The sequence below is a fragment of the Marinomonas gallaica genome (assembly GCF_001639745.1).
In the GTDB taxonomy this organism is placed as follows: domain Bacteria; phylum Pseudomonadota; class Gammaproteobacteria; order Pseudomonadales; family Marinomonadaceae; genus Marinomonas; species Marinomonas gallaica.
Window position 1 is genome coordinate 34,515 of sequence record NZ_LTAX01000013.1, and the last position, 15,517, is coordinate 50,031.

Sequence of the window (15,517 nt, forward strand, 5' to 3'; positions counted from 1 at the left end):
CGCTAAGAACACCTTAGCGGGGCTTCGTCTTTTTAAATCGATGGTTTAAACAGCACCGACCAGAGGTTGCTCATCTACTGGCTTACGATCACTTAAATAAATGTACGCCGCCAACACAAACAACACACATCCCATCGCTGTGATCAACCAATATACATTCATCAAACTGCCGGTGAGTTCATTAATCGCACCCGCCGCCAAGTTGCCTAACGCACCGCCTAAACCAAAGGTCACCATACCAATGCCATTGATCTGCATGGTTGCTTTTGAGCTATAGTGCTTGCTTACCCAACCAGCAACAATCCCCCAAATCGGGAAGTACATTAAGCCGTAGCCTAGACCCGCTAACAGAACAAAGCGCGCTGGGTCATAAGTGAAAGCTAATAATCCCAAAGCAAAGGCACCAAAGATGATTAACAACGCAATCCCATGGCCTTTACTATCAGCAAGTTTACCCGCAAAGAAGCCAACGACCATGCCCGTCATACCGATCACACTCCAAGTGTAACCGCCTAATGCGGCAGGCAAATTCAGTTGCGCTAAGAACGTATTCAACCAAGTAGAGAACGTCATCGTAGAAAGACCAACTAAGAACAACACCAAGCAAGATAAAAATGCTGTACGTTCTTTGAATACTGTCGCAAACAATTGACGAGACGTCATCGCAAACGTTACTTCAATATCGTGCTCTTCTTTGTTTTGACGCATGTGGCGCAGTAAAGTAATGGTCGCAAACAAAGTAATCAAACCAAACACAGACGCTGCGATCCAACCACTGCGCCAGCCAAAAACCGGTACGACCAGCAAGATAATCAAACCATTAAAGCTGTAACCCCATGCGGTTCCGCTTGAAGCAATGGATAAATTAGTTGAGGTACGGTCTAAACGGCCAAAACTGGTCACCATTTCGACAATCCCGCCCCAGCTAATCGCTGCACTCGCGGCCATGACCGTCAATACACATGTGATAATCAATGGATCGTTTAGCCACGCCATGGAAAATAATAAGCAGCTGGTTAAGATCCCCGTGCCAATCAAAAGACGACCTGAGTCCATACGATGGCCAATAGTACCGAGAATCATCGCGCCGGCTAAATACGACAACTGCGTCAGCGCACCGATGGTAGCAAGATGCCAACTGGTAATGTCAATTGACTCTTGCATCAGCGGCACCAATGCAGCAAACAAGAACAGACCGAAGCCATGACTAATAACTTGATTAAACCCAAATGTAATCGCCATGCGCATAGCACACTCTCCTGCTTAAAACGATATATGGAATTTCGGTAAGTCGACGATGCAACCTATGAGCGCCATATTAGGGGCTTGCTTTTGTTCAGTAAATCGATAAATATTCAACTCTACGTTCAACTTTATTGAAAACTAAACGCCATGCACGATTTACCTATTAATTTACTGCGAACCTTTATGGTCGTGGCGGATACTCTAAATTTAACCGAAGCCGCAAAACTGCTGCATAAGGCCCCTTCCACGGTGAGCATGCAGCTGAATCGCTTGGAAGATTTGATTGAAAACCCATTGATGGAACGAGGTCAGCATGGGGTTCGACTTACTGCCGTGGGCGTCCAATTAACTACCCATGCGCAGCAGCTGTTGAATCTGCATGATCAAATCGTCGGCTCTTTTCAGAATATGGACATTAATGGCGTAGTGCGTCTTGGTACACATGACCAATACGCAACTCGAACGCTCGCACCGATTTTACAAGACTTCATTTTGAGCTATCCAGAGGCACAACTTGAAGCCTTTTGTGATTACCGTCCAAACCACTTAGTCGATTTATTGGATAAAGGTAAGCTGGACATCGCATTGGTTGAAATGGTGGCGGATACGGAAGGCGGCATTCGACTGCGCCGAGACGAATTAGTGTGGATTGGTTCAAAAGACCATTTCGTTCATACACAGGCGATATTGCCTCTCGTGGTTTTTGATGAGGGCTGTAAGCATCGGCACTATGCTTGTGAAGCACTTAAAAAGGCTGAAATCCCCTACCGTATTGCGTTTACAAGCCAAAGCCGCGCCGGGGTACTGGCGGCTGTTCGCGCTGGCATTGGCATTGCTATTGTTCCGTATCACACACTCGAAGAGGATTTAGTCGTTCACAGAGAATTTCCAGAATTACCGGATATGGAAGTCACTTTATTTACGTCGAATAAAATTAACGAAGCGACTCGACGATTGGAAAAAATCATTATCAACAGTCCTGTCTTTAATCCAATGAATAATGAGTTCAATTAATGTTCTTTCGTTCGGCCATATAAAAAAAAGCCCTGATTAACGAGTAATCAGGGCTTTGTTTTTATCAAGAGCTAAAGGGGAATAAAGCTCTATTTACCAATACACAGTGTTAATAAGTACTGTGTTCATTGTATTGGCTTTGCAATGTGTCAATCTTGTCTTCGTAAGCGTCTACTTTCTGAGATAATGTCGTCGGACTATTAAATTCAACGTTTGGGTTAGTATCAACGCCCATCGTTTCAAGTTGAGCAGAAAGTGCTTTTGCATGCGACTGTGAATCTAAGTAGTCGTCTTGTAGATTGTTATCGCCAGAGGCAAAAGAAGCGGAAGCGGCTAACGTTAGCGTTGCGATCATAGCGGGTGTTTTAAAATTCATATCATTCACCTATATGCTTTAAAAAATAATAGCTTAGAAAATTTTAGCTGCGTTTTTATTGCGACGTTTCAAGGCTATTTAGTACGCCTTTCAGCTCCATGTTTTTTTCTTTTACGGTATCTAGCTTTTGTGACGTCGTCATTGACTCCGTATACAACGAATCAACTTGGTAGCCTTCGGACTCTATTTCAGTTGCCATTGATTCGTAACGTGCTTCAGCCATACGAAGATCATCAGAGATGTTGTCGGCAAACGCTGGCGATGTGATGGCAGAGGTTGCTAAAACAGCTGATGTGATTGCGATTAACTTTTTCATGATGAGCCTCCTGCTAAGGTCTCTTTTATTAAACATTAAACGTTTGCGTGTTAACTTTCGTTGCACTCAACGTTTTGCGTTTCGATGTTATTAATACTAGAGGCCATGCTGAATAAGAAAAGGTCTAAAAACTCCGTTTCAACTTTCCTCCATTAATTTCGGTAAATGTGCTGTCTACTGTTATTAATGCAAGAATAATGGAATTAGCTAACCATTCATTCTCTAAACCAGCTAAAGTTCGCAAATACAGTCTAATTTAACTTGAGTTATAAACGGAATTTAAACAACAGGTGTACATAGTTTGCGCAATCTACTCATATCAGCACATAGTAAGTCGAACAAAGCACTATAGACGGATTTTCAACGCCCCAGACTTACTCATTTGAAATCTGTTTCTTCAATGCGATTCAGTCGATTTATTCGATATTGGGACGCATCAACGCACGATAGGCAAGTCAGACCATTGCGTCGTGTACGCTGGTGACAAGTGCTCGCGCTTCATTGACCAAGGGGTTGAAGTGCCTTGCGCTGCTAGAAAAACCTTTCCAAGGCGACTGTGGTTAATGTTGTCTATTACCTCCATCAGTGCTTTTGACCCCTTGCGTACTGGATCTGCTTGGAACATATCCTGTTGGTAGGCATGATGCTCATAAAAGTCTGTCAGCATAACGCCCGCTTTAGCGTATCGGTAACCAGGGCGATAAAGCTTTTCGAGTACCTCATAAGCCGCCTTGAGTAAGTCACGGGAATCATTCGTTGGATGAGATAATTCAATAGTCAATGCATTCGTGTAATAGGCATCATTGGGGTTAAACGCACCGGTTCGTATAAACACTTGTACCACTCGCGCTAACCGCTGCTCAGAGCGCAGTTTTTCAGCGGCACGCCCCATATACTTAGCAATGGCTTCTTTTAATGCCTCTTTTTCGATGATGCGTGTACCAAATGAACGACTGCAGACAATTTGCTGTTTCACTGGCACTGCGTCTTCAAGCGCGATACAAGACACCCCATTAAGTTCTTGAACCGTTCGCTCTAATACCACCGAAAACTCACTGCGAATAACCTTTGAATTGGCGTCGGCTAAATCCAGCGCAGTGTAAATGCCGCGTTCATATAGACGCTTACTTAAACGTCTTCCGACCCCCCAAACATCCGACACATCCAGCAATGCCAACAAACGGCGCTGACGGTCACGCTCCATTAAATTTACCACTGAGCCTGTCGCAGGATAAGTTTTTGCCGCGTGATTGGCGAGTTTAGCCAATGTTTTAGTCGGCGCAATGCCCACCCCTACCGTAATACCAGTGCATTGATCGACTTTAGCTTTGAGATGTTGTCCAAAACTTAGAACATCCACACAACCATCTAACCCTGTTAAATCCAGAAAGGCCTCGTCAATTGAGTAAATTTCGACGTGCGGCGCTTCCTCTTCTAACAAAGACATCACTCGTTGCGACAAGTCCGCATACAATGCGTAGTTGGATGAGAAGCACACAATATTATGTTGCTCGATCTGATCTCGTATTTGGAACACGGGCACGCCCATTTTAATTCCCAACGCCTTTGCTTCTTTTGAACGCGCGACAACGCAGCCATCGTTGTTCGACAACACAACCACCGGACGATGTTTTAAATCCGGACGAAAAAGCTTTTCACAACTGGCGTAAAAGTTATTGCAGTCCACTAAAGCAAAAATAGAACTCACCGCTCCAACCTACGCACTACGCCGGTCACAATGCCAAATATTTCCAACTCGGAGTGCTCCGAAATCGGGATCACCGGATACGCTTTATTATGAGGACGCAACACGGTTGTTGGTTTCAGCTGCAACTCTTTGACGGTTAACTCACCATGAATCGAGGCAATCACAATATCGCCGTGTTTAGCACTTAAAGAGCGATCAATGACCAACACGTCTCCAGAATGAATCCCCGCCTCGACCATAGAATCCCCTTGTGCTCGCACAAAAAAGGTCGAGCTGGGATTCTGAATACATAATTCATTTAGATCTAATGAGCGCTCAACAAAATCCTGAGCAGGTGATGGAAAGCCTGCCGAGACAGACTCAACATAAAGCGGAATAGCCATCTGCTTAGACGCAAGAAAAGCGGCCGACTCCGCAGAACCGAGGTATGTCACACGCATAACGATCTCCATATACTGTATATTTATACAGCATTATAGCTCAGTTTTTATAAAGACCCATCTATTTTTAACATTCAGATACAACAAAACCCCGACAAGCAGAGCTCACCGGGGTTTTGTTGTCGGGCGACAGGGCTAAAACGCAAGCAACTATGTCAAAGCCGTAGAATATAGAGCTAGATCAGTGTTTATAGAGTCCAACGTATCGGCTCATTCATGAATGGGCGTGTACTTTATAAGCTTCAACAACATCGGAAACGGATTGATAATAAGCGTCTTCGCCCACCTGTTCAGTAATGCCAGAACGATCCAATTCTTCGCGAACCCGATCCGACACTTCTGCAAAAACAAGCCTAACGTGACATTTTTGCAATTCGTCGACGAGAGAAAGCAAGGTTTTTGCTGAGGTATAGTCCACATCATCCACCGCATTCGCTTCGATACAAAACCAATCTAATGCGGGTCGAGCACTGTTCACTAAGTACAAGACCTCTCGGTTCATCAGCGCCGCGTTAGCGTAATACATCCCATGAGTGAAGCGATACACCTGCAGCCCCGGCATCAACTGAGCATTGTTGTTAAGTGGCACCCCACGCCAGCGACCATGGCCATTAGGTACAATGACACTGTTCACCGGCCGATACCCATGGCGAGTATGAACCAGAAGAGACAAGGCAATGGCAGCCAAAATACCCAGTTCAACCCCTAGAACGACAACGGCAATCATCGTAGTCAACGCCACCCAAAACTCCCAGCGGCGCTCATACCACACATCTCGGAGTCCTTTAATGTCGATCAATTCAATGCCGACCAAAAACACAATCGTCGCCAGCGTAGCGTGAGGTAGGTACGCCAAAGGCTCTGTTAGAAACAGCAACACCGCCACAACCACCGCCACCGTAATCAAATGAGATAGTTGACTGCGACCTCCGGAACCGTCCAGCATTTGAGTTTTGGTTGGACTGCCATTGACCACAAACGCACCGGATAAACCCGCGCCTAAATTGGCCATGCCAAGGCCAATCAGATCGGCATTATCATCGACTGTTTCTTGATGGCGCGCAGCATAAGCACGAGAGGTGGCAGAGCTTTGCGCAATAATCACCATAAACATGGCAAAAGCGGTTGGAATCAGCTGTGTAAATTGATCCCACGTTAACATAAACACAGGGAACTGGAGTGTAGGCAAACCGCTCGGCACGGTCCCAACGAGAGCTAAGCCATGTGTTTGTAGGTCCAGTAGCCAACTCACAATCATCGCGCCGATTACGGCAAGTAACGCGCCCGGTATCCGCGGCGACCATAAACGCATCCCAACCACCAAAATAAGTGTCAATAAAGACACGACTAGCGTGTAAATATTCAAACTATTCAATGCCGGCCAATGCAACACTAAGTGCGCTAATGAACTGACGCCTTCATGCTCAATGCCCAGCATTCCCGATACTTGGCTTAAGGAAACTTGTATGCCAACACCACTAAGAAAGCCGATCAATACGGTGCGCGATAAGAAATTGGCCAACACGCCTAAGTTGAGTAAGCGTGCAATAAGCAACATCGCACTGACCAACAACGCCAGAGTTCCAGCCATGGCCATGTAATCATCCGAACCAGCCAGCGCCATACCCGCTAATGCCGTGGCTAACATCGCTGCGGTGGCTGAATCAGCACCGACCACCAGTTGTCTCGATGCCCCAAACACAGCGAATAACAACATAGGCAGCAGCATGGTATAAAGCCCAGTCACCACCGGCACTCCAGCAATTTGTGTATAACCCATTACTTCAGGAATCGCGAGCGCGGCCAATGTTAGGCCCGCAATGGCTTCTTGCGAAAAACGGGATTTAGACAAAGGCAGTAGCCCTTGCAACAGGCGGTAACGCTGACGTCCGATGGTCATGTATCGACTCTACGTAGAATTGTGTGTATATCTTTGCGAGATTACGAGGATGAGTCAATTAATCAATAACTTAACGCGTAAAAGACCGTACTTCATCAACGGTTAAATAGCGCCAGCCAGATTCAGGGACATCGAGTACAACATCACCAATGCGCTCACGATGCAAACCAACCACTCGATTACCCACCGTAGCAAACATACGTTTTACCTGATGGAACTTGCCTTCCGTTAAGGTTAAGCGTACTTCAGTCGACGTGATTATCTCTAACTGTGCTGGTAATGTCGCTGCCGCTTCACCTTGCAACCGGATACCCTTAGCAAAACGCTGCGCGACATCATCCGCAATAGGCCGTGATAACAAAACATGGTAGACCTTGCGACAGCCTCGATTCGGCTGTGTAATGTGAAATGACCAGCGACCGTCATCCGTGATCAACACCAGCCCCGTCGTGTCCGCATCCAAGCGCCCGGCAATATGCAACTCATTCGGTTTATCGACTGACAAATGTTGAAAAACCGAGGGGTAAGCTTCGTCGATGTTGGAACACACTGTGCCGGCAGGTTTGTGCATCATGATATAACGGAAAGGACGAGCAACCAGCCGCTCGCCGAGCAGTCGTACATCATTATTTTCATGAACTTGAGTTGCCTCCAGCACAGCAGGTTCACCATTAACCGTCACCCTGCCCTGCTGAATGTGATGAATCGCCTCAGTTTTTGTGAGTTCAGTACTTTTGCAGACAAATTTATCCAAGCGCATGAGCAAACAACATAACTATCAAATTGGCACCGTATTATGAAGGGCTCATTTTAAACCGCAAGCTGTGTCGGCTGACGTCAGAATCAACAGCTCATACTTTGATGTTTGCATTCTACATTTGTTTAAACAATTGAGCGTTATTACGACTTACAGGAAGAACACGTTCAAAGTCTTTAATTAAGACAAAGTAGTGCCCTTGATCATCCTTTTTAACGCACTCAATACAGCTAACCTGGACAATAGCTGATCGATGTATTCGCCAAAATACATCTGGATTTAGCTCATCCACTAATTGTTTAATTGTTTTACGGATAAGAAACTCACCATCGGCGGTGATCACAGAGGTATATTTATCTTCAGCAATAAAACAGAAAACATCACTAACTTTTATGACATGAATGCTGTCTCCTCGTGAAGCATTTATCCATGAAAGTGTATTTACATTTTCGGTTCGAGGTAGCAATCGCGTCAGCTGGTCCGAATCAAGCTCGTACTTGACTGTTGTTTGAGAGCGACTCTGTAGGCGTTTAATACACTCATAAAGACGTTTTTCCTCAATGGGCTTTAGTAAATAATCCAGTGCCTCATGTTCAAATGCAGCTACTGCGTGTTCATCATAAGCTGTCACAAAGACTAAATGCCCACTAAAGCCACTTTTTCTAAGCTGTTTAGCGGTTTCAATACCACTAATACCTGGCATCTTAATATCCATAAAAATAGCATGGACATTGATTTCTTGAGCCATACTAATCGCCTCTAACCCTGAGCCTACAGTAATAACTTGATCAACACCTTCCCAGAGCTCTTGTAGCAATCTTTGCAAATAAAACCGCAATAATGGTTCATCATCAACGACCATGACACACATAGAAGAATGCCCTGAGTTGGTTAGATTAGCGTTGGCCATGTACGCCTCCTGAAAAATGCAACTCACCCACCGTTGTATCATTGAAGAGAGGCCAACTTAAGGCAACTAAACAGCCATCGACTTGCTGCTCATCGTTGTAGACATTACGAATTGAAAAATTCGACTTATCGGCATAAATAAGTTGCAAACGCTGACGAATATTTTTCAACGCAATGCCATGACGATTGTCTGTCTCACTAGTTTGACTCCAGTTTGACGTCAGCCCTAAACCTGTATCTAAAATAGTCACATAACAGTTACTCGCATCCACTAATACTTTTACCTCTATATTTCCACCTTCCAAGCTTGGCTCAATACCATGTATAACAGCATTTTCAACCAATGGTTGTAGCAAAAAAGGGAGACACTCAACGTCACTAATATCACCTTCTTTTTGTATCTGAAAACTTAATCTTTCTCCCATTCGGATTTTCTGAATAGACAAGTACGAGGCTACCAAATCTAGCTCTTCTGTTAGTGTAATACGCGGTTGTTTCACTTTGCTCATAGACACTCTCAACAAACTTGTTAAGTCATCCAACATTTGCTGGGCGTCATGCGGACGAATATGAATCAACACCTGAATATTAGCCAACGTATTAAACAAAAAATGTGGCTCTATCTGAGATTGCAACACCTGATAGTTGGACTCAGCTAACTGCTTCGCTTGTAAAAGCGACTTCATCTTCTGTTCTTGGAGCTCTCTTTCTTTGCGGCTCAATCGATGCGCATTATAAAAAATATACGTAACCAGCATACTGAACACAACTTTCAGCAATAAGTCCGACCAAGAAGCGTTTAGAATCGCCTGAAAGGAATCGTATACCTCATAGAATAAGTACGCCATACCAATGACGACACCACCAAAGTACCCCAAAACTGTCGCGGCGCGAACAGAGATACGATCTGTTAGATAATGAATGCTAAGACGTATACTAGACAGACAAGCCACACCAAAAATCAGTGATATTTGCAATGTCATCCAAAACTCACCCGCTTCGGTAATCCAGATCACCACAGCGATCAAACTACAGTAAAGCATAACCGTAATACTGTCTTTTAATAGTTCATGTTGTCGCCAGAAACGAGTGAAAGGGACCTTAAGCATAACGCTTACTCGTATGTTTAATCATTAACGCACCTATTATTAAAAACCAAACAATGCAGCCTAGGCCAAAGGCTCCTCCCAACATGGATAATCCCGGAGCAGACGAAAGCACACCTATAGAACCAATGATAAACGCCAACACTTTTAAGCCTAACCCATATATATTAAATGAAATAAGTGCTGCACCCAGCGTCAACATCCATACGCCGCCCACTATCTCATGGCCACCGCCAAGACCATCGATCAGCATTTGTAAGGCATACCACAAATACATAGCCGAACTGCTATCGAAACTGACAACCTGCAAAATCATAGTGTTTCCGACATTCGCTAACATCCCTGTCGTAAGCGTTAAACCAACCCAAAGATAACCCAGTACAGCACAAGCCTGTTGTAGACCACCTACTTTTAGATAGGGCTGTATCCCTATTTGAAAGCCTAAAAGCGCCAACCCAAACACAATATAAATGATGAAATACCATCCATAGAGTAATAACGCATGCTCAGCCATAGTACGAACTTGCGACGCGAAAGGCTCGTTTATATCGCCAAAGCGGTACTCCATTAAGAAACAAACATAAACCAGCATACCAAATAGAAAACAAAGTCCTGCGATGATGCCGCAATACCCGCCAACCATTACTTTTTGATTTTGGCTTTTTACTTTATTAGAACGCATAAAAAACCGTCATAGAACCGCTCCAATAGCCAGATTCCTTCACAATTGTACTGTCACTGATACCATCACCTAAATAATCATAGGCAACAGTTGTCGCCACATGCCACTGATCTGTCATTGGGTATACGTGAGTCATTGATACATTGGCGTTGGTACTCGCTTTTCCTTTGTAAGCGCTAAAAGAAGAGCTGGCTTCAGACGTGCGAACGCCATAATAATAATCAACTAAGTCATCAGACTGATATTGAATAGCCGCTGCAGGGATCAATGAACCTAATGCGGTTTCTATTCGTTTCGACAACATCAGTTTAGCCTCATAACCATCATGAGTATCCGATACATCCATGGACACTGCCCCAGTAATGTCAACGTACGGCGCAAAGTGTGTCCAATGCAATGCTAGCTCAGTCGCATCCTTTCGCTTACCTAAGTAAGCAAGTTGTTTATTATCATCATGGTCAATGACTGACTTTCGCATTAAAAATAACGCACTCAGCTGATTACTCTCGCCTACGTTAGTTGTCATACCAACCCCTTCAGGACTTGCCACAAACATGCCGTATTTTAGATTGAGATATGGATGAAGCTCAGCTTCATTCTCTTCGCCTATTACATGGTTTTGCTGTCCTGACAGCGTCAAACCAAGGTCCGCATCAAACTCTGACGCTTCAACAAAAAACGCTAGGGGCGTAGCGGCAAATACACATACCTTGATCGCACGAGTCATATTTATAAACATCATTATTCTATCCATCTCACAATTTAAAAGGGAACGCCTCGATCAGCGTGAAACCAATGTCCCATACAACTACCTTTGAAAATTGCGGATATGATGAATGGTGAAATAGAAGGATGATTAGCGCTATAACAGGATAAAGTGCATATAGAAATGGTGATAAAAGCCAATAAAAGCGCTTTTTTTAAACTCAAAGGCATTTAATTCGATCCCAACTATCTTAGACTTATAAATTAAGGTAATAATAAGTATCCAAATTAACGTCTAATGCCCAAAGGTGATAACTTGAGCCATGCTTCCAAAAACGAAGCTCATTCCAGCCTTCAATCCACCACACATTCCGCTCTACATTGGTTCAATAGCTTTCGTAATCGCATCGCTGTGTTATTTGGCTGCTTGTTGCTTATCTTAGGCATTATTGTCGTATCCTATATTTATAACGCTTCGTCTAATCGTCTGACCATTGCCAGTGGCAAGTCGCTGGCAATCATCGCTCAATCGGTTTCCAACATGCTGTCGAGCACGTTACAAGAGCGAGAACGAGAAATCATTTTGCTGAGCAAACGGCCGTTGTTCGCAACTGAGCGGAATCAAGAGAAAATGCAACAGGCGTTGGATCGCATAAAAGATTCTTACGAACATTATGCTTGGATTGGGTTCGCGAACGCAGACGGCAAAGTTATGGTAGCTGGTAAACAAATGCTGCAAGGCGCCGATGTCAGCCAACGGCCTTGGTTTATTCTGGGCAGTCAGGCACCTTTTATAGGTGATGTGCATGGAGCACTTTTATTAGCCAGCATGATTGCGCCCATGGATGATGGTTCACAGCCCAGGCTGGTAGACTTTGCCGCACCCGTTTATGGCAAAAACGGCGTATTTGAAGGGGTTGTTGCAGCCCACTCTAACTGGGCATGGGTCAGCAATGTTTTGAACTCAGCATTGCCAAAAGAGCACGATGGCATTGAAATATTCACCATCGACAAAAATAACGAAATCCTATATCCAAACACGCTCATTCACTCAACCATCGTCCCTAAGGACATCCCAGCGTCAGGTGAATTTCAGTACAACGAATGGCGTGACGGTAAACGCTACTTAACCGCAATGGCATTAGTGGATTCTCAGGTGTCAACCGATCTTGGCTGGAAGATACTCGTACGTCAGCCCAGTGACATGGCGATGTCTGCGGTGCACGACATGAGAGTAGTCATATTGCTAATCAGCATTGTGGCAACCTTGATTGGCGTCTTTATCGCCTATCAGCTGGCGGGGGCCTTAAGCCGTCCGATTGAACGCCTAGCGGCAACCGCTCTAGGGATTAAGAACGGTAGCCGAAAAATATCGTTTACCGAAACGGACAGTCGCCTGAAAGAAGTCATTAGTCTAAGTAATTCGTTACAAGGGATGATGACCTCTTTATTGGATCGAGAGCAGTCGCTTGTAGAAATGAATGCCAATTTGGAAGCCACCGTACAAAAGCGTACTAACGCACTCGAGCAAGCGAACAAAGAGCTGGCTGAACTGGCATTAAGAGATCCGCTTACGCAATGCTTCAATCGCTTAGCGCTTGAAGAAGCTATGACACAGATCTTCAAGCAAGCAGCCGAGGACGGCGAAGCGTATTCCGTTATCATGATCGACATTGACCACTTCAAAGCGGTAAACGACACCTATGGCCATCAGGCCGGTGACGAAGCCTTGAAAAAACTGGTTGAACTAATGCATAACAATACGCGAGACGGAGATTTTGTCGCACGTTATGGGGGTGAGGAATTTACTATTTTACTGCCAAAAACAGACTCAAAAACGGCCGCAGAACGAGCAGAACAAATTCGACAAATCGTTCAGGACACCGTGATTGAAGAAATTGGCCACATTACCATTAGCTTAGGTGTTGCTACCTATTGCCAAAGTGATCAACGTGCTGAAATCATTTTAGATCGTTCTGATGAAGCACTGTACCAGTCCAAAGAAAACGGCCGTAATCAAGTGTCAATCAACTAGCCAAACGCGTCATAGGATTTATTCAGCATTGACATATTAAAGAGAAAGGTAGGGCTTGTTACCAACCTTTCTCTGATACTTCTGGCGCTAGCGAATCCACGATCCAATGACTTTGACGTCCCCTTCGACGCTCTTTAGATACAGCATCACTAAAAAGTCACCTTCTACTTTCGTGCTCCACTGCTTCCACAACACCAAAACATGATCCATTTGCCTTAGAACGCCCATAAATTCGCGTTCCTCTGTCAGCGAGGTGAACATCTTGCTGTATTGCCACTGATGTTCAACGCTGGCTCTGGCTTGCTCAGTGACCGACTCAGCAAGCATATGTTGAGAGTAAATGTCCCAATCTCTGCTGTTCGCGCCGTTCACCATATCGCCCCAAATCGTCTCGGCGACCTTTCGAATATTGGCATCAGATTGCTCTAAGATATCCATTAACTGCTCCCTATCCAGTCAAAATTCTCAGTCACTGAATGACTGCTTCACTTAAGTCGTTTTAATAGATGCCAAATAGAACATACGATAGGCAGATTGGAAAGAGCTGAAACGCCTGTAAAAACAAAGCCCCGATCAGGGGAAACCTGTCGGGGCTTTTGTTGCTTACTAGCGATTTAACAGTGAGGCTTATGAGCCAACAATATTAGTTCGCGCTACGAACGGTATCAAACTGATTTTGAAGCTCATCAATTTTGTCTTCGTATGCGTCAAGCTTTTGAGACAACGTGGTAGGAGAATTAAACTCAATATTCGGGTTCGATTCAACGCCCATTGTTTCTAACTGCGCAGAAATGGCTTGAGCATGCGCTTGTGCATCAAGGTAGTTATCAAGCAAGTTGTTTTCATCGCCTGAAGCAAATGATGCAGAAGCGGTAAGTGTAAGAGCTGCAATAAGCGCTGGAGTTTTAAAGTTCATAATAATCACCTCTAAAATAAAATAATATGTCTTGGCGAATACGCCGCTGGTTCGTTGCTTGCGTTACTCAGCTAAATATTAGTTAGCTTGAGTCGCAGAGGAGTTGTGCGCATCGAACTTAGCTTGAAGCGAATCAATTTTGCTTTCGTAGGCATCAAGCTTTTGAGACAGTGTCGCTGGTGAATTGAATTCAACATTTGGATTTGACTCTACACCCATTGTGTCGAGCTGCGCTGACAAGGCTTTAGCGTGCGCTTGTGCGTCTAGGTAGTTATCAAGCAGGTTATTCTCGTCGCCAGATGCAAAAGAAGCAGAAGCGGTTAATGTTAGGGCTGCGATAAGTGCTGGAGTTTTAAAGTTCATAATAATCACCTTTCTATCTAGACCAATCAATTAATGTTCAGTCATTTATTTGTTTAGCAGCTGGCGTTGATTGCTGTGCGCTGCGTTTCGATAAGATGAATATTAGACCTCTTGAAAAATAAAAAAAGAGCTCAGTGAATCGTTCCAAAATACTTGCTACAAGCTTTAAAACACGCCTTATTTAGGGATAAAAGCATCAATCATGCATGACCAGAACAATATGTTCTTTATGCCTAAAAATTAGCAAATATTATTCACAGGAACAACGACAACACTATTTAAAAACACACCTTCTTAGTAAAATTTGCAAAAATTATTTATGGTTACGTCCATAATCCATACTTAATAAAAACGAAACAAAAATAAATAGATGTGCACTTACATAATTGAAATCGAATTAATAGATTAGGAATGATCGATGAATTCGATCATTCCTAAAAATTAGCGCGCTGAAGAGGATTAGCAACGAGGCCCAGCGCCCTTTAGGTGTCATCACGGCCTATTTATAAAAAGAAACGACTCTTACATCGTTTGGTGCCAGGGCTGCACGAGCCAACTTCACATGCTGCAGCGCGAAAGGAATTCCGAGAATGGTGATGGCTAAAATAATCGCCGAAACAGTGTGGAATATGGCCAACCAAAAGCCCGCCAGAACAGTCCAGAAGACATTTCCCAAGATACCCAGACTGCCAAGCGTGAGATGATCTTCATCAATAACTTGATTGACCGGAGTAAATTGTTTACCAAAAGGCAGTACCGCGACTTTAGCGATCATAAAACAGCTCCTAGCCCAGGGCATCCCAATAATAGTGACAGCGGCGAGCACGCCTACAATCACCCACAATAGGGCAACTTCCACCCCTCCAAGGAGAAACCAAATAATATTCCCAATCACTCTCACTATCGTTCCTTGATATTATGTCTAATCGAAAAGACAAAATAACGCCTCTTTCTCTCAATAACAAGTCCCAGCGGTTTATACGTTAGCGCGCCGAAACGGCTTGATATCACATCGAAATATTAGCAAGTTACACTGGGGACTTTA

17 protein-coding genes are annotated in these 15,517 nt (G+C 44.3%); 2 read left to right on the forward strand and 15 right to left on the reverse strand.

The window, feature by feature from the left end:
- Positions 1-45: 45 nt before the first annotated feature.
- Complete coding sequence (locus AYW76_RS12635; protein WP_067220723.1) at positions 46-1,248, reverse strand: MFS transporter; 1,203 nt, start codon at positions 1,246-1,248, stop codon at positions 46-48.
- A 144-nt stretch (positions 1,249-1,392) separates the two neighbouring features.
- Here AYW76_RS12635 and AYW76_RS12640 point away from each other — a divergent pair, with 144 nt between their 5' ends.
- Positions 1,393-2,259 carry a LysR family transcriptional regulator gene (locus AYW76_RS12640; RefSeq protein WP_067035942.1) on the forward strand — a complete coding sequence of 289 codons (867 nt, stop codon included), beginning with the start codon at positions 1,393-1,395 and terminating at the stop codon, positions 2,257-2,259.
- Positions 2,260-2,368: 109 nt separating this feature from the next.
- Here AYW76_RS12640 and AYW76_RS12645 read toward each other — a convergent pair whose 3' ends face one another.
- The 10 genes from AYW76_RS12645 to AYW76_RS12690 all read right to left on the reverse strand — a co-directional run bounded on the left by AYW76_RS12645 (position 2,369) and on the right by AYW76_RS12690 (position 11,195).
- Complete coding sequence (locus AYW76_RS12645) at positions 2,369-2,635, reverse strand: hypothetical protein (RefSeq protein WP_067220726.1); 267 nt, start codon at positions 2,633-2,635, stop codon at positions 2,369-2,371.
- Positions 2,636-2,690: 55 nt separating this feature from the next.
- Positions 2,691-2,951, reverse strand: coding sequence for a hypothetical protein (locus AYW76_RS12650; protein ID WP_067220729.1), 261 nt, complete (start codon positions 2,949-2,951; stop codon positions 2,691-2,693).
- Positions 2,952-3,387: 436 nt separating this feature from the next.
- On the reverse strand, positions 3,388-4,659 hold the full coding sequence (umuC, locus tag AYW76_RS12655; RefSeq protein WP_067220731.1) for a translesion error-prone DNA polymerase V subunit UmuC: 1,272 nt from the start codon (positions 4,657-4,659) through the stop codon (positions 3,388-3,390).
- Positions 4,656-5,099 (reverse strand): translesion error-prone DNA polymerase V autoproteolytic subunit, encoded by a 444-nt coding sequence (gene umuD / locus AYW76_RS12660; protein WP_067035930.1) that lies wholly within the window; start codon positions 5,097-5,099, stop codon positions 4,656-4,658. The genes umuC and umuD overlap by 4 nt, the downstream gene beginning before the upstream one ends.
- A gap of 214 nt (positions 5,100-5,313) precedes the next feature.
- The gene (locus tag AYW76_RS12665; RefSeq protein WP_067035927.1) at positions 5,314-6,999 is read right to left on the reverse strand and encodes a SulP family inorganic anion transporter; all 1,686 of its coding nucleotides are present in this window, start codon (positions 6,997-6,999) and stop codon (positions 5,314-5,316) included.
- A 70-nt stretch (positions 7,000-7,069) separates the two neighbouring features.
- A complete protein-coding gene (locus AYW76_RS12670) occupies positions 7,070-7,759 on the reverse strand; it encodes a pseudouridine synthase (protein WP_067220734.1) in 690 nt (229 codons plus the stop codon).
- Between the two features lie 112 nt (positions 7,760-7,871).
- Positions 7,872-8,666 (reverse strand): LytR/AlgR family response regulator transcription factor, encoded by a 795-nt coding sequence (locus AYW76_RS12675; RefSeq protein ID WP_231872607.1) that lies wholly within the window; start codon positions 8,664-8,666, stop codon positions 7,872-7,874.
- Positions 8,653-9,774, reverse strand: coding sequence for a sensor histidine kinase (locus AYW76_RS12680; protein ID WP_067220736.1), 1,122 nt, complete (start codon positions 9,772-9,774; stop codon positions 8,653-8,655). Before AYW76_RS12680 ends, AYW76_RS12675 begins: the two co-directional genes overlap by 14 nt.
- Positions 9,767-10,453 carry a hypothetical protein gene (locus AYW76_RS12685; RefSeq protein ID WP_067220738.1) on the reverse strand — a complete coding sequence of 229 codons (687 nt, stop codon included), beginning with the start codon at positions 10,451-10,453 and terminating at the stop codon, positions 9,767-9,769. The genes AYW76_RS12680 and AYW76_RS12685 overlap by 8 nt, the downstream gene beginning before the upstream one ends.
- On the reverse strand, positions 10,443-11,195 hold the full coding sequence (locus AYW76_RS12690; RefSeq protein ID WP_067220741.1) for a MipA/OmpV family protein: 753 nt from the start codon (positions 11,193-11,195) through the stop codon (positions 10,443-10,445). Before AYW76_RS12690 ends, AYW76_RS12685 begins: the two co-directional genes overlap by 11 nt.
- Positions 11,196-11,474: 279 nt before the next feature.
- Between AYW76_RS12690 and AYW76_RS12695 the strand changes: the two genes are divergently transcribed.
- Positions 11,475-13,193, forward strand: coding sequence for a sensor domain-containing diguanylate cyclase (locus AYW76_RS12695; protein ID WP_197467822.1), 1,719 nt, complete (start codon positions 11,475-11,477; stop codon positions 13,191-13,193).
- Positions 13,194-13,280: 87 nt separating this feature from the next.
- Here the strand turns inward: AYW76_RS12695 and AYW76_RS12700 are convergent, their stop codons facing one another.
- The 4 genes from AYW76_RS12700 to AYW76_RS12715 all read right to left on the reverse strand — a co-directional run bounded on the left by AYW76_RS12700 (position 13,281) and on the right by AYW76_RS12715 (position 15,373).
- Complete coding sequence (locus tag AYW76_RS12700) at positions 13,281-13,631, reverse strand: hypothetical protein (RefSeq protein ID WP_067220744.1); 351 nt, start codon at positions 13,629-13,631, stop codon at positions 13,281-13,283.
- 205 nt (positions 13,632-13,836) lie between these two features.
- A complete protein-coding gene (locus tag AYW76_RS12705) occupies positions 13,837-14,109 on the reverse strand; it encodes a hypothetical protein (RefSeq protein ID WP_067035908.1) in 273 nt (90 codons plus the stop codon).
- Positions 14,110-14,187: 78 nt separating this feature from the next.
- A complete protein-coding gene (locus tag AYW76_RS12710) occupies positions 14,188-14,472 on the reverse strand; it encodes a hypothetical protein (RefSeq protein WP_067035905.1) in 285 nt (94 codons plus the stop codon).
- Between the two features lie 499 nt (positions 14,473-14,971).
- A complete protein-coding gene (locus AYW76_RS12715) occupies positions 14,972-15,373 on the reverse strand; it encodes a YccF family protein (protein ID WP_067220746.1) in 402 nt (133 codons plus the stop codon).
- Between the last annotated feature and the right edge of the window lie 144 nt (positions 15,374-15,517).

Coding starts and splice junctions, on each gene's coding strand:
- AYW76_RS12665 (WP_067035927.1), bottom strand. CDS start 6,999: ATGACCATCGGACGTCAGCGTTACCGCCTGTTGCAAGGGCTACTGCCT.
- AYW76_RS12675 (WP_231872607.1), bottom strand. CDS start 8,666: ATGGCCAACGCTAATCTAACCAACTCAGGGCATTCTTCTATGTGTGTC.
- AYW76_RS12690 (WP_067220741.1), bottom strand. CDS start 11,195: ATGATGTTTATAAATATGACTCGTGCGATCAAGGTATGTGTATTTGCC.
- AYW76_RS12680 (WP_067220736.1), bottom strand. CDS start 9,774: ATGCTTAAGGTCCCTTTCACTCGTTTCTGGCGACAACATGAACTATTA.
- umuD (WP_067035930.1), bottom strand. CDS start 5,099: ATGCGTGTGACATACCTCGGTTCTGCGGAGTCGGCCGCTTTTCTTGCG.
- AYW76_RS12645 (WP_067220726.1), bottom strand. CDS start 2,635: ATGAATTTTAAAACACCCGCTATGATCGCAACGCTAACGTTAGCCGCT.
- AYW76_RS12700 (WP_067220744.1), bottom strand. CDS start 13,631: ATGGATATCTTAGAGCAATCTGATGCCAATATTCGAAAGGTCGCCGAG.
- AYW76_RS12710 (WP_067035905.1), bottom strand. CDS start 14,472: ATGAACTTTAAAACTCCAGCACTTATCGCAGCCCTAACATTAACCGCT.
- AYW76_RS12670 (WP_067220734.1), bottom strand. CDS start 7,759: ATGCGCTTGGATAAATTTGTCTGCAAAAGTACTGAACTCACAAAAACT.
- AYW76_RS12685 (WP_067220738.1), bottom strand. CDS start 10,453: ATGCGTTCTAATAAAGTAAAAAGCCAAAATCAAAAAGTAATGGTTGGC.
- AYW76_RS12705 (WP_067035908.1), bottom strand. CDS start 14,109: ATGAACTTTAAAACTCCAGCGCTTATTGCAGCTCTTACACTTACCGCT.
- AYW76_RS12640 (WP_067035942.1), top strand. CDS start 1,393: ATGCACGATTTACCTATTAATTTACTGCGAACCTTTATGGTCGTGGCG.
- AYW76_RS12650 (WP_067220729.1), bottom strand. CDS start 2,951: ATGAAAAAGTTAATCGCAATCACATCAGCTGTTTTAGCAACCTCTGCC.
- AYW76_RS12635 (WP_067220723.1), bottom strand. CDS start 1,248: ATGCGCATGGCGATTACATTTGGGTTTAATCAAGTTATTAGTCATGGC.